General features: G+C 68.6%; 14 protein-coding genes. 9 read left to right on the top strand and 5 right to left on the bottom strand.

The features are described 5' to 3' along the window. Nucleotide 1 precedes the first annotated feature (1 nt). Together ACWF9G_RS10845 and cobF are read right to left on the bottom strand one after the other, a co-directional pair. Entirely contained in the window at nucleotides 2-871 is an 870-nt protein-coding gene (locus ACWF9G_RS10845; protein WP_452514875.1) for an Fpg/Nei family DNA glycosylase, read from the bottom strand. 16 nt (nucleotides 872-887) lie between these two features. After that, nucleotides 888-1628 carry a precorrin-6A synthase (deacetylating) gene (gene cobF, locus ACWF9G_RS10840; protein ID WP_452514874.1) on the bottom strand — a complete coding sequence of 247 codons (741 nt, stop codon included), beginning with the start codon at nucleotides 1626-1628 and terminating at the stop codon, nucleotides 888-890. A 45-nt stretch (nucleotides 1629-1673) separates the two neighbouring features. Here cobF and ACWF9G_RS10835 point away from each other — a divergent pair, with 45 nt between their 5' ends. The 6 genes from ACWF9G_RS10835 to ACWF9G_RS10810 all read left to right on the top strand — a co-directional run bounded on the left by ACWF9G_RS10835 (nucleotide 1674) and on the right by ACWF9G_RS10810 (nucleotide 5901). Beyond that, nucleotides 1674-2477 (top strand): thymidylate synthase, encoded by an 804-nt coding sequence (locus ACWF9G_RS10835; protein WP_379309649.1) that lies wholly within the window; start codon nucleotides 1674-1676, stop codon nucleotides 2475-2477. Beyond that, entirely contained in the window at nucleotides 2474-2962 is a 489-nt protein-coding gene (locus ACWF9G_RS10830) for a dihydrofolate reductase (RefSeq protein WP_452514873.1), read from the top strand. The genes ACWF9G_RS10835 and ACWF9G_RS10830 overlap by 4 nt, the downstream gene beginning before the upstream one ends. 101 nt (nucleotides 2963-3063) lie before the next feature. Next, the gene (locus ACWF9G_RS10825) at nucleotides 3064-3390 is read left to right on the top strand and encodes a cupin domain-containing protein (RefSeq protein WP_378845648.1); all 327 of its coding nucleotides are present in this window, start codon (nucleotides 3064-3066) and stop codon (nucleotides 3388-3390) included. An 85-nt stretch (nucleotides 3391-3475) separates the two neighbouring features. Beyond that, entirely contained in the window at nucleotides 3476-4519 is a 1044-nt protein-coding gene (locus ACWF9G_RS10820; protein ID WP_452514872.1) for a Dyp-type peroxidase, read from the top strand. Then, nucleotides 4520-5317 (top strand): family 1 encapsulin nanocompartment shell protein, encoded by a 798-nt coding sequence (locus ACWF9G_RS10815; protein WP_452514871.1) that lies wholly within the window; start codon nucleotides 4520-4522, stop codon nucleotides 5315-5317. A 56-nt stretch (nucleotides 5318-5373) separates the two neighbouring features. Next, complete coding sequence (locus ACWF9G_RS10810; RefSeq protein ID WP_452514870.1) at nucleotides 5374-5901, top strand: hypothetical protein; 528 nt, start codon at nucleotides 5374-5376, stop codon at nucleotides 5899-5901. Nucleotides 5902-5959: 58 nt separating this feature from the next. On the opposite strand, the gene ACWF9G_RS10805 is transcribed toward ACWF9G_RS10810, so the two are convergent. After that, complete coding sequence (locus ACWF9G_RS10805; protein ID WP_452514869.1) at nucleotides 5960-7114, bottom strand: epoxide hydrolase family protein; 1155 nt, start codon at nucleotides 7112-7114, stop codon at nucleotides 5960-5962. Nucleotides 7115-7177: 63 nt separating this feature from the next. Here ACWF9G_RS10805 and ACWF9G_RS10800 point away from each other — a divergent pair, with 63 nt between their 5' ends. After that, nucleotides 7178-8131, top strand: coding sequence for a helix-turn-helix transcriptional regulator (locus ACWF9G_RS10800; protein WP_452514868.1), 954 nt, complete (start codon nucleotides 7178-7180; stop codon nucleotides 8129-8131). A 13-nt stretch (nucleotides 8132-8144) separates the two neighbouring features. On the opposite strand, the gene ACWF9G_RS10795 is transcribed toward ACWF9G_RS10800, so the two are convergent. Then, a complete protein-coding gene (locus ACWF9G_RS10795) occupies nucleotides 8145-9143 on the bottom strand; it encodes a GlxA family transcriptional regulator (RefSeq protein ID WP_452514867.1) in 999 nt (332 codons plus the stop codon). A 120-nt stretch (nucleotides 9144-9263) separates the two neighbouring features. On the opposite strand from ACWF9G_RS10795, the gene ACWF9G_RS10790 reads away from it, so the two are divergent. Further along, nucleotides 9264-10085 carry an alpha/beta fold hydrolase gene (locus tag ACWF9G_RS10790; RefSeq protein ID WP_452514866.1) on the top strand — a complete coding sequence of 274 codons (822 nt, stop codon included), beginning with the start codon at nucleotides 9264-9266 and terminating at the stop codon, nucleotides 10083-10085. Nucleotides 10086-10130: 45 nt separating this feature from the next. On the opposite strand, the gene ACWF9G_RS10785 is transcribed toward ACWF9G_RS10790, so the two are convergent. Beyond that, nucleotides 10131-10799: a TetR/AcrR family transcriptional regulator gene (locus tag ACWF9G_RS10785; RefSeq protein WP_452514865.1), complete on the bottom strand. Its 669-nt coding sequence runs from the start codon at nucleotides 10797-10799 to the stop codon at nucleotides 10131-10133. Nucleotides 10800-11016: 217 nt separating this feature from the next. On the opposite strand from ACWF9G_RS10785, the gene ACWF9G_RS10780 reads away from it, so the two are divergent. Next, nucleotides 11017-12552: an amino acid permease gene (locus tag ACWF9G_RS10780; RefSeq protein WP_452514864.1), complete on the top strand. Its 1536-nt coding sequence runs from the start codon at nucleotides 11017-11019 to the stop codon at nucleotides 12550-12552. The last annotated feature ends 206 nt before the right edge of the window (nucleotides 12553-12758 follow it).

Genomic DNA, 12758 nt, shown 5'->3' with positions numbered 1-12758 from the left:
GCTACTTGAGCAGGCGCGACATCCGCCGGTCGGCGAGCACCTTGCCGCCGGTCTGGCAGGTGGCGCAGTACTGGAAGGACCGCTCCGCGTAGGACACCTCGCGCACGGTGTCACCACAGACCGGGCACGGCTGCCCGGTCCGCGCGTGTACCCGCATGCCCGAACGCTTCTCACCCTTGAGCCGGGCCGCGTCCTGCCCGGCCGACCGGTCGACGGCATCGAGCAGCACCTCGCGCATGGCGGTGTACAACTGCGAAACCTTGTCCGCCTGCAGTGTTTTCGTATTGGCGAACGGGGAGATCTTGGCGGTGTGCAGGATCTCGTCGGAGTAGGCGTTGCCGATACCGGCGAGCAGCGTCTGATCGACGAGCGCGGTCTTGATCCGCTGCGACGTGCCGTTGAGCAGCGCGGCGAACTCGTCCTCGGTCACCGCCAGCGCGTCCGGCCCGAGCCGCGCGATACCGGGCACGGCCTTCGGATCGTCGACGACGTAGACCGCGAGCCGCTTCTTGGTCCCCGCCTCGGTGAGATCGATCGAGGGCGTCGCGCCCTCCGGCGTGAAGAAGTGCACCCGCAAAGCCAGCGGCGACTTCCCACCGGGCTTGGGCGGCAACGGATTCGGCTCGTCCACCCACCGCAGCCAGCCGCCGCGCGACAGGTGCGTGATCAACCACAGCCCGCCGCAATCCATCCCGAGGAACTTCCCCCACCGCCCAGCGCCGGTGACATCACGCCCGGACAGCGCCGTGACCGGCGGGTCGAACGTCTTGACCGCGCTCAGCGCGGCCACGTCGACCCGCCCAACCACCGCGCCGACCGCATGATCCCGCAGGAACTGCGCCAGCGCCTCTACCTCGGGTAGCTCGGGCACCCGGCCAGTTTATCGCTCACCTGCCCCGCAGGAGGTAGACGTCCATGATCCAGCCCTTGGCGGCGCGCAGTTCCGCGCGGCGGGTCACGATCCGCTGTTCCACCTCGCGCAGCGGGCCCTCGATCAGGGTTTCGTCGGGCATGCCCAGGTAGGCGCCCCACCAGATGTGCACGTCGTCGCCGGGGATCTCGGTGAACGAGCAGTCGCCGTCGAGCATCACCACCGTCGAGCCGGCGCCGAGGCCTTCCTCGCGCAACCGGCGGCCGGTGGTGACGTGGACGGGCTCACCGATCCGGTGCAACACCATACGGTGCCGGGCGGCCAGCGCGGCGACGCTGGTGACGCCGGGGATCACCTCGTAGTCGAACTCGACGCGGCCACGGGCCAGCACATGCTCGACCATGCGCAACGTGCTGTCGTAGAGCGCGGGATCGCCCCAGACCAGGATCGCGCCGACCCCGTCCACCTCGTCGAACGCGGCCTCGAGCAGCTCGGCGCGGCGTTCGTGCCAGTCCCCGACGGCGCCCGCGTAGTCGTCGGGGGTGCGGTCGCGCGGCGGGTCGGTGATCTCGATGATCCGGTGCGGTCCGTCGACGTGCTCGGCCAGGATCGCGGTGCGCACGTCGACCAGTTCCTGCTTCTCGGCGCCCTTGCCGATCACGAAGAAGGCGTCGGCGTGTCGCATGGCCTTGACTGCCTGCATCGTCACCTGGTCGGGGTCTCCGGCACCGATGCCGATCACGTAGAGCTTGCGCATACGCGGAGAGCTTGCCAGGTGTCGTGCACCGTAGAATCGCCAGGCGTGGCCACCCCTGACACGCAGTACGAGGACCTGCTCCGGCACGTGCTGGAGCACGGCACGCCCAAAGCCGATCGCACCGGCACCGGAACCCGCAGCATCTTCGGTCATCAGCTGCGCTACGACCTGGCCGAGAGCTTTCCGCTGATCACCACCAAGCGGGTCCACCTCAAGTCGATCGTCTACGAATTGCTGTGGTTCCTGCGCGGCGATTCCAATGTGTCCTGGCTGCGCGAACACGGTGTCACCATCTGGGACGAATGGGCCGACGCCAAGGGCGAGCTCGGCCCGGTCTACGGCGTGCAGTGGCGTTCGTGGCCCACCCCGGACGGCACCCACATCGACCAGATCGCCCAGGTACTGCACACCCTGCGCACCGACCCGGACTCGCGCCGGATGATCGTCTCGGCCTGGAACGTGGCCGACCTGGACAAGATGGCGCTGGCGCCGTGCCACGCCTTCTTCCAGTTCTATGTCGCCGACGGCAAGCTGTCGTGCCAGCTGTATCAGCGCAGCGCCGACCTGTTCCTCGGCGTGCCGTTCAATATCGCCAGCTACGCCCTGCTCACCCTGATGATGGCCCAGCAGACCGAGCTCGAGCCCGGCGAGTTCATCTGGACCGGCGGCGACGTGCACATCTACGACAACCACGTCGAGCAGGTGCGCGAACAGCTCAGCAGGGAGCCGTACCCGTTCCCGACCCTGCACCTGCGCGCGGCGCCGAGCCTGTTCGACTACAGCTACGAGGACGTCGAGCTCACCGGCTACCAGCACCACCCGGCCATCAAGGCGCCGGTGGCGGTGTGAGTCGCGGTATCAACCTGATCTGGGCGCAGACCGCCGACGGCGTCATCGGCGTCGACAACACCATCCCGTGGCGCCTGCCCGAGGACATGGCCAATTTCCGGGACACCACCATGGGTCACCCGGTGATCATGGGCAGGCGCACCTGGGATTCGCTGCCCGCCTCGTTCCGTCCGCTGGCCGGGCGCCGCAACATCGTGGTCACCCGCCAGACTGATTGGGCAGCCGAGGGCGCCGAACGCGCGGGCTCGCTGCCCGACGCGCTGGCGATCGCGGGCGATGTCGACGTGTGGGTGGCCGGCGGCGGCGAGATCTACCGCGCCGCGCTCCCGCTGGCCACATCGCTGCTGGTCACCGAGGTCGACACGTCCGTCGACGGCGATGCCTTCGCCCCGGCCATCGGGCCCGAGTGGCACGCGCCCGAAACCCCGTGGCAGGAGTCGAAAACCGGTCTCCGGTACCGGATTCGCCACTACACCCGGCACTGACAACGCTTGGCTAACGGTCGCGGGAAACGCCCGACCGCGGGCACGGTCTCGGGCATACTCCTGGATACCAGCCCGCGAGAGCCTGCGAAAGGCGCGATGTCATGGACAAGAAATCGCTGACCGCGGTGGCCCGTCAACAGCTCAAGCTGGCGGCCACCTCGACGAGCGGCCGGAGTTCGCAGACCGTCATCGGCGGCCACACACATGTGCTGCGCCAGACCGTCGTCGCCCTGACCGAGGGCCAGAGCCTGGCCGAGCACGACAACGCGGGCGATGCCACGATCCAGGTCCTCACCGGCACGCTGATCCTGATCGCGGGCACCGACGAATGGAAGGGCTCGGCCGGTGATCTCATCGTTGTCCCGCGCGCCCGGCACAGCGTCAAAGCCATCGATGACGTGGCCTTCCTCTTGACCGTCGCGAAATAGGCCACCGGGCGCCGGTCGCCCGGAATGTGCTGACACACCAGGGCACTGATCGAACCTGTCGGTTCGGAGCCGTACTGTGGACGCCATGGGTGAGCCACAGCCGATCCTCGATCCACTCACGCCTGCCGCGATCTTTCTCGTCGCCACCATCGACGAAGGCGGCGAGTCCGCGGTTCGCGACCTGTTGTCCGACATCACCGGATTACGGCGTTCCGTCAGCTTCCGGGTGCCCGGTGACGGGCTGTCCTGTGTCACCTCGATCGGCTCGCAGGCCTGGGACCGGCTCTTCGCCGGCCCGAAACCCGCTGAGCTGCATGAGTTTCCCGGCTACAACGGCCCCATCCACAGCGCGCCTGCCACGCCAGGCGACCTGCTGTTCCATATCAAGGGCGAGACCCAGGGCCCGTGCTTCGAGCTGGCCATGGTGATCGGCGAGCGCCTGCGCGGCGCGGCCACGATCGTCGACGAGACCGTCGGCTTCCGCTACTTCGAACAGCGCGACCTGCTCGGTTTCGTCGACGGCACCGAGAATCCCGAGGGCAAAGCCGCGGCCTCGGCGGCACTGATCGGTGACGAGGACCCCGAATTCACCGGCGGCAGCTACGTGATCGTGCAGAAGTACACCCACCCGCTCGACCAGTGGAACGCGCTGTCGATCGAGGAGCAGGAGCGGGTGATCGGGCGAACCAAGCTCGCCGACTACGAACTGCCCGACGACGTGAAACCGGCCGACTCGCACGTGGCGGTCAACACCCTGGTCGACCCCGACGGCACCGAGCGCCAGATCATGCGCGCCAACATGCCGTTCGGCACCATCGGCACCGGCGAGTTCGGCACGTACTACATCGCCTACGCCGCGACCCCGAGCGTCACCGAGCGCATGCTCGAACGGATGTTCCTCGGCACCGGCGAGGCCGCCTACGACCGCATCCTCGACTTCTCGTTCGCGGTCACCGGCACCCTGTTCTTCACCCCCACCGTCGATTTCCTCGACGACCTGCCCGAGGCACCCGAAACCGTCGCCACCGAAGAAGAGTCCGATTCCCTGCCCGAATTCGTCCCGGTGGAGCAGGCGAACGCCAGCTCGGACGGCTCACTCGCCATCGGCTCGATGAAAAGGAGTATCTGAATGAACAACCTGCATCGCGAACTCGCGCCGATCAGCGGCGAGGCCTGGGAGCAGATCGAAGAGGAAGCCACCCGCACGTTCAAGCGCAATATCGCGGGCCGCCGGGTCGTCGACGTGTCGGGCCCGCACGGGCTCACCTATTCAGCGCTCAACCGCGGCAGGCTGACCAAGATCTCCTCCCCGGACGACGGTGTCCAGGCGCATCAGCGGGTGGTGCAGCCACTGATCGAACTCCGCGTGCCGTTCACCCTGTCCCGCCAGGAACTCGACGACGTCGAGCGCGGCGCGGGCGACGCCGACTTCGACAACCTCAAGGCCGCGGCCCAGAAGATCGCCTTCGCCGAGGACCGCGCGATCTTCGAGAGCTACGCCGCCGCGGGCATCACCGGCATCCGCGCCGCCGCGTCCAACGAACCGGTCGAGCTGCCGGGCAATGTCGTCGACATTCCCGACGCGATCTCGCACGCGCTCACCGGGCTGCGCCTGGCGGGCGTGCAGGGCCCGTACTCGGTGGTGCTCAGCGCCGAGCTGTACACGCAGGTCAGCGAGACCTCCGATCACGGCCACCCGATCCGCACCCACATCGAGCGGCTGCTCGACGGCGAGATCATCTGGGCGCCCGCGATCAGCGGCGGTTTCGCGCTCACCACCCGCGGCGGCGACTTCGAGCTGGCCCTCGGCCAGGACCTGTCGATCGGCTACCTCAGCCACGACGCCGAGACCGTGCGGCTGTACTTCCAGGAGTCCTTCACCTTCCTCGTGGAGACCTCCGAAGCGGCGGTTTCGCTCGGCTCGTGATCGCGGCGCGGTGACCACCGCTAGGGTGGGCGCGAGTCGTGGAGAGGGAGGTTCGCATGGCGGTCGTGCGTGCCGGTGTCGTGCCCGCTGGTCGGAGCCTGTTCTACTGCCTGATCGGGGTGCTGGCCACCATGGGCGTCGTCGGGTTGTTCCTGGCGATGTTCGGGGTGAACCGGGTCGTCACCGGGATCCTCGTCGGTGCGATCGCCGGGGTCGCGGCGGGCGTCGCGCTGTTCGTGCGTGATGTCGTCGAGCTCACCGAGCACGCGATCCACGCCAGGACCCCGTTCCGTTCGGCGACGGTGCCGTGGGATCGCGTCGTCGCCGGCCGGTTCACCCTCGACGAGCGGTCCCGCTGGGCACTGGCGCTCGACCTGACCGGCGAGACCACCGACGAACTGATCCTGCTGTCCATCCCGCCGGTCGTCGGCCCGGTCGCGGGCGCCTACGACATGCGTAAACGCGAACAGGTGACCGAGATCCGGGAGATGCTGCGCGCCAAGCGGATTCCGATCACCGTGCTCCCCGAGATCGCGGGCGCGCTGAACCGGCACTGGCAGATCGCCCCACCGACGTCGCGCTGACCCGGCGCTCACCGCCGAATGCCGATCCTGGCGCTCGGCAAACGAACTCACCGAATGATCAGCGCAGCGTGCGGAAGAACTCACGCACGTCGGTGGTGAGCAGTTCCGGTTCCTCCAGCGCCGCGAAGTGCCCGCCCCGATCGACGTCGTTCCAGCGGACGATGGTGTTCTCCGCCTCGTCGAAGCGGCGGATCGCCACATCGTGGGCGAGCACGAGCACACCGGTCGGCACGCCCGAATTCTCCGGCACCGCACCCCATTCCCCTGGCTGCGCGTAGCCGACATAGCCCGCGGACCCCGCGGTCCCGGTGAGCCAGTAGATCATCGCGTTGGTCAGCAGCCGATCACGATCGATGATCTTGTCGGGCAGCGTCTCGCGCGGGTGCGTCCACTCCCTGAACTTGTCCAGGATCCACGCCAGCTGCCCGATCGGCGAGTCGACCAGCCCATAGGCGAGGGTCTGCGGACGGGTGGACTGCACGGCGATGTAGCCGAACTCCTCGTTCATGAACGCCTCGATCCGCCGGATGCGGTCGCGCTCGAGCTCGGTCAGGCTCGCGCTGACCTCCTCGGACAGCGGCAGCTGCGGGAACGAGCCCGCGCCACCGTTGACGTGCACGCCGATCACCCGATCCGGCGCCACCCGCCCCACTTCCGGGCTCACCGCCGCGCCGAAATCGCCGCCCTGCACCCCGAAGCGCTGGTATCCGAGCCGGGTCATCAGCTCGGCCCACGCCTGCGCGATCCTGCGCACGGTCCACCCACCCTCGGTGACCGGTCCGGAGAACCCGAAGCCGGGCAGTGCCGGGATCACCACATGGAAAGCGCCGGCCGGGTCGCCGCCGTGTGCGCGGGGGTCGGTCAGCGGGCCGATCAGGTCGAGGAATTCCGCGACCGAACCGGGCCAGCCGTGTGTCAGCAGCAGCGGCACCGCATCGGGTTCGGCCGAGCGCACGTGCAGGAAGTGGATGCGCTGTCCGTCGATCACGGTCGTGAACTGTTCGTGCGCATTGAGTTTCGCTTCCTCGGCGCGCCAGTCGTAACCGGTGCGCCAGTGGTCGACGAGCTCACGCAGGTAGTGGGTCGGCACACCGGTGTCCCAGTCGTCGCCGGGCAGCGCGGCGGGCCAGCGCGCGGTGTCGAGCCGGTTGCGCAGGTCGTCGAGCTGCTGTTGCGGAATGTCGATTCGGAATCGCTGGATTTCGTCGCTCATGAAGACAACGATAGGAGCCACCTAGGACAGATTCCGCCCTAGCTGTCGGGCAGAATTTCCTTCATGTTGGAGACATCAGCCCGCCTGCTCCGCCTGCTGTCGCTGTTGCAGACTCCCCGCGACTGGACCGGCACCGAACTCGCCGAGCGCTTGGAAGTCGACGCGCGCACGGTGCGCCGCGATATCGAGAAGCTGCGCGCACTCGGCTATCCGGTCGACGCGACGCCCGGCGTCGGCGGCTACCGGCTCGGCGCGGGCGCGAAGCTGCCGCCGCTCCTGCTCGACGACGACGAAGCGGTGGCCGTCGCCATCGGTCTGCGAACCGCGGCGGGCGGCACCGTCGCCGGTATCGAGGACAGCTCCCTGCGGGCCCTCTCCAAACTCGAGCAGGTCCTCCCGTCACGCTTGCGCCACCGGGTCAGCCTGCTGCACTCGGTCACCGTCACGGTCCCCGCCGCCACCACTCCCGTCGATCCCGATGTCCTCACCGCCGTCGCGGGCGCCATCCGCGACAACCATCGTCTCCGATTCGACTACCGAACCCACGACGGCACAGCGACACTGCGCACCGTCGAACCCCACCGCCTGGCCCACACCGGCCGCCACTGGTACCTCATCGCCTGGGACACCGACCGCGCCGACTGGCGCACCTACCGCGCCGACCGCCTCACCCCGCGCATCCCCACCGGCCCCCGCTTCACTCCCCGCGAAGCCCCCGACCTCGACCTGGGCGGCTACCTCACCCGAGGCGTCACCACCTCCCCCTATCGGTACCAGGCCACCATCACCCTCGCGGTCCCCGCCGCTGCCGCCGCCGACCGCATCGCCCCCACCGTCGGCGTCATCGAACCCCTCGACCCCGAAACCTGCCTCCTGCGTACCGGCGCCGACGACCTCACCGAACTGGCCGTCTATATCGCCTCCTTCGACTTCCCCTTCCGAGTCAACGAACCCCCTGAACTCATCACCCACCTCCGCACCCTCGCCACCCGCTTCGCCGAGGCCGCTGCGCCCTAGGACTCGAAGAGAGCTACGCGCTCGGCCGCGCTGTGAATCTCCGCCGGTAGTCCGAGGGCGACACACCGAGCCGCGCGATGAAAGCCCGCCGCAATGCCTCGGCGCTGGCGAACCCGGCATCAGCGGCGGCCCTGCTCACCGAGCTGCCCGCCTCGAGCCGGGTGCGGGCCAGATCGAACCGTGCGCTCGCCGCGTACTCGGCCGGGCTGAGCCCGACCTCCTCGGCGAAGAGCCGGGTGAGATGGCGCGGGCTCACATTGACGTGCCGCGCGAGGTCCCGCACGCTGTGCCGCTTGGCCGGATCCCGCGCGATGAGATCGGTCACCGCGCGCACCGGTCCCGGCGGCAACGCGGCCGCGCGCAGCGGTGTCGAGAACTGGGTCTGCCCACCGGAACGCTGCAGGTAGACCAGCAGGCCCTGCGCGACCTGACGCGCGATGGAACTGCCGAGATCGTCGGCCACCAGCGCGAGCGCGAGGTCGATACCGGCGGCGACGCCGGCCGAGGTCGCGATGTCGGCCTCCTGCACGAAGATTCGATCCGCCTGCACGTCGACGCGCGGGTACCGGCGCGCGAGTTCGGCGGCGAACTTCCAGTGCGTGGTCGCGCTGCGACCGTCCAGCATTCCCAGTTCGGCGAGCACGAAGGCGCCGCTGCAGATCGAGACGACCCGGCGGCTCCGCGCGGCGAGGGCGCGCGTGGCCTCGACCAGATCAGGTCGGACGAAGTCGGCGGGACGGACTTCGCTCCCCGGTATGACGAGCGTGTCCAGCGCGGGCGCGTCCGCCGCCGCAGCCGTCACGGCAACTCCCTGGCCGACCGAGCTGTGCACGGGTGCGCCGCTGGGTGAGAACAGCAAGACCTCGTAGGCATCGGCGAATTGATTCGCCTCGATGAAAACCTCTGCGGGACCGATGTAATCGAGCGCTTTCACCCCGTCGAACAGGAGAAACCCGATACGTCGTGTCCCACTAGATGCGTTGTGGCGGACACGATCCGGGGGTAGAGACATGCCGATAAATCTAATGCTTGTCCGAAATGGCGGGATCCGCGGCCGTTCCGGTAGGCGACAGCCGACGTCCTTCCGACAACTATGGGCAACCTATCCATCCGCACCTCCGACGGGAGCGCAATGCCCTACTTCACCACCTCCGACGGCGCCGAGATCTACTTCTCCGACTGGGGCACCGGTCAACCCGTCGTCTTCAGCCACGGCTGGCCGCTCAGTTCCGATGCGTGGGCGCTGGAGCGCAAGACCTTCGCCGACGCCGGCTACCGCGTCATCGCGCACGACCGCCGCGGTCACGGCCGCTCGTCGCAGCCGTGGCAGGGCAACGACATGGACACCTACGCGCGTGACCTCGCCGAGCTCGTCGAATCGCTGGACCTGCGCGATGTCATCGTCATCGGGCACTCGACCGGCGGTGGCGAGGTCGTGCGCTACGCCGCGCAGCACGGCAGGGACCGGGTCGCCAAGGTCGTCACCATCGGCGCGGTGCCGCCGATCATGCTCGCGACCGAAACCAACCCCGACGGCCTGCCGATCGAGGTGTTCGACGGCATCCGCGCCGGCGTGCTCGCCGACCGCTCGAACTTCTACCAGGAACTCGCCCCCTCGTTCTTCGGCTTCAACCGCGAGGGCGTCGCCGTCTCGAAGGGCGCGCAGGACGACTTCTGGCGCCAGGGCATGCTCGCGGGTATCCAGGCCGCCTACGAGTGCGTCGCCGCGTTCTCGGCGACCGATTTCACCGAGGACCTGAAGGCGCTCGAGGTGCCGATCTTCATCGCGCACGGTGACGACGACCAGATCGTGCCGATCGCGGGTGCCGCGCTGAAGTCGATCGAGCTCGTGCAGAACGGGACGCTGAAGGTGTACCCCGGCGCTCCGCACGGCATCTTCGGCTCCTACCAGCAGGAGCTCATCCAGGACATCCTGGCGTTCATCAAGAGCTGAGGACCGTCGGCGCGGTGCCACGCACCGGCACCGCGCCGGTACCGCTCAGGCGGGATCGATGTCGATCTCGCCCAGGCGCGCGAGGAGCGCGTCGGCCGCCGCGCCGACCTCGCCACGGTGCCCGACTATGCGCATGATCGCGTCCGGGATGACGCGCTCGGTCTCGACGGCCGCGGTCCCCTCGTCGGACCGGATGGCGATCACCGTCTCGACCAGCCGGAACGGCAGAATGCGTACCTCATCGGACTGCCCTGCGGCAGCGCAGGATTCGGCGGTGAGTCGTTCGTAGTGCCCGCGCAACTCGTCCCGGTGGCGCCGGAACACGAGGAACCGTTCGGTGCGCAGTTCGGGCAGCAGATACAGCGCGCCGAGATTCCATCGCGCGCTGCGCAACTGGCGCACGTCGAACAGGGCGAGTGCGTAGAGCTTCGTCGCGGCGGGCTCCGGCTCGCCGAGCATCCGCTGTGCCAATTCGGCCGGGCCTGCGACGGTTTCGGCCAGCAGGGCGTCGAGGATGTCGTCCTTGGCCGCGAAGTGGTGATACAGCGAGGCCTGTCTGATGCCGACCGCGTCGGCCACCGCCCTGGTGGAGGTGTTGGCATAGCCCTTGGTGGTGAACAGCTCCGCCGCCGCGTCGAGGATCTCCGCGCGCGGCGTGGTTCCCTGCCTGCGCCGCTGTTCCAGCCGGGGACGCCCGGGACCGAGGTTTGCCACCTCCCGATTCTGTCATCGGGCCCCGACCAGGGCCGAAGCGGGCAGCTCACCAGCGAAGATGCCGCGCGGTCGAATTTCTGTCATTTGATAGAAACTTGGGCAACGCAGAAGTTACCGCAGGCCCCACACCCGATACACGCCGGACACCGTTCGAGCGATCGCGAGCGCAAAACTATCGCCTGATAGATATTTGGCCGCACCGCCGAAGGACACCGACATGGCCACGACTCTCGATTCCCCCGCCGAACCGCTCGACTCCGGCCGCGACAGTGCCGACCTGGCGGCGTTCGGCTATCAGCCGGTCCTGCATCGCAAGCTGGGACGCTACGCGTCGTTCGCGGCAGGCTTCTCGTTCGTCTCCATCCTCACCACGATCTTCCAGTTCTTCGGCTTCGGCTATTCGTTCGGCGGCGCCGCGTTCTTCTGGACCTGGCCGCTGGTCTTCGCCGGCCAGTTCCTGGTGGCGCTGAATTTCGCCGAGCTGGCCGCCCGGTACCCGATCTCGGGCTGCATCTATCAGTGGTCGCGCCGCCTGGCCGGCGGGCTGATCGGCTGGTTCGCCGGCTGGATGATGGTGATCGCGCAGGTCGTCACGGCCGCCGCGGCCGCCATCGCCCTGCAGGTCGTGCTGCCGACGATCTGGAGCGGCTTCCAGATCATCGGCACCGACACCGCGCTGACCTCCCGCGACGGCGCGATGAACGCGGTCCTGCTCGGCAGCGTGCTGCTGGTGGTGACCACCACGATCAATGTCATCGGCATCGACCTGATGGCCAGGATCAACTCGATCGGCGTCACCATCGAGATCGTCGGCGTGCTGGCGATCATCGCGCTGTTCTTCACCAGCGCCGAGCGCGGGCCCGGTGTCGTCACGCAGACCGACCAGGCCGCGCCCGGCCCGTACTGGGCGGCGTTCCTGGTCTCCGGCCTGATGGCCGCGTACGTGATGGTCGGCTTCGACTCCGCCGGTGAGCTGTCCGAGGAGACCAAGAATCCGCGCCGGGTCGCGCCGCGCACCATCCTGCTCGCCCTGTCGGTCTCGGCGCTCGGCGGCGGACTCATGCTGCTCGGCGCGCTGATGGCCGCGCCGAGCCTGTCCGACGGCGAATTGGTCTCCGGTGGACTGGCTTACGTCATCACCTCGAAGCTGAACAGCCCCGCCGGATCGGTCCTGCTCGGCTGTGTCGCGGTCGCGGTGATCGTGTGCACGCTGGCGATCCAGACCGCGGGCTCGCGCCTGCTGTTCTCGATGGCGCGTGACGGCAAGCTGCCGTTCGCGACGACCCTCGCGACCGTGCATCCGCGCTTCGGCACACCGGTGTGGCCAGCGGTAGTGATCGGCGCGCTCGGCATCGGGCTGCTGGTGCTCAACCTGGGCAACCCGGCCATCTTCGCGACCCTGGCCAGTGTCTGCATCGTCAGCCTGTATCTGGCGTATCTGCTGGTCACCGTGCCGCTGCTGGTGCGCAGGATCAAAGGCATGCCCGCACTGGACGACCCGACGCTGTTCAGCCTCGGTCGCTGGGGCATTCCGATCAACGCGCTCGCGGTGGTCTGGGGCATCGCGATGGTGATCAACCTGGCCTGGCCCCGCCCCGAGGTGTACACGCCCGCGGGCGGTAGCTGGTGGCAGCTGTGGGCAGGTCCGCTGTCGGTGGCCGTGATCCTCACCGCAGGCGCGATCGTGTACCGCTTCGTGGTGGCCACCAAGGACAAACTCCCCCTGGCCGAAACCGCGCCCGCCGCAGCCTAATTCATCTGGCACACCCCCAATCGACCCCGACCGCCCCCTCAGCCACGCACGCCCCGACCTCGAGGAGGGGCAGGCCGCGCAGCGGCCGTCGCGGCCGTCCCGCCGGTCAGGCGCCGTTGCGTACGCGACGAAGGAGCAAGCACCGGTGCCTGACCGGCGGGACAGGAGGGGCCGCGACCTCGAGCGCGCCAGCGCTCCGAAGACTC

It is taken from the genome of Nocardia sp. NPDC055029 (assembly GCF_053608525.1).
Note: the sequence above shows the minus strand (reverse complement) of the source record. Positions and strands in the feature narration are given on the sequence as shown.

Coding starts and splice junctions, on each gene's coding strand:
- ACWF9G_RS10805 (WP_452514869.1), bottom strand. CDS start 7,114: ATGAGCGACGAAATCCAGCGATTCCGAATCGACATTCCGCAACAGCAG.
- cobF (WP_452514874.1), bottom strand. CDS start 1,628: ATGCGCAAGCTCTACGTGATCGGCATCGGTGCCGGAGACCCCGACCAG.
- ACWF9G_RS10820 (WP_452514872.1), top strand. CDS start 3,476: ATGGGTGAGCCACAGCCGATCCTCGATCCACTCACGCCTGCCGCGATC.
- ACWF9G_RS10810 (WP_452514870.1), top strand. CDS start 5,374: ATGGCGGTCGTGCGTGCCGGTGTCGTGCCCGCTGGTCGGAGCCTGTTC.
- ACWF9G_RS10795 (WP_452514867.1), bottom strand. CDS start 9,143: ATGTCTCTACCCCCGGATCGTGTCCGCCACAACGCATCTAGTGGGACA.
- ACWF9G_RS10780 (WP_452514864.1), top strand. CDS start 11,017: ATGGCCACGACTCTCGATTCCCCCGCCGAACCGCTCGACTCCGGCCGC.
- ACWF9G_RS10815 (WP_452514871.1), top strand. CDS start 4,520: ATGAACAACCTGCATCGCGAACTCGCGCCGATCAGCGGCGAGGCCTGG.
- ACWF9G_RS10790 (WP_452514866.1), top strand. CDS start 9,264: ATGCCCTACTTCACCACCTCCGACGGCGCCGAGATCTACTTCTCCGAC.
- ACWF9G_RS10800 (WP_452514868.1), top strand. CDS start 7,178: ATGTTGGAGACATCAGCCCGCCTGCTCCGCCTGCTGTCGCTGTTGCAG.
- ACWF9G_RS10825 (WP_378845648.1), top strand. CDS start 3,064: ATGGACAAGAAATCGCTGACCGCGGTGGCCCGTCAACAGCTCAAGCTG.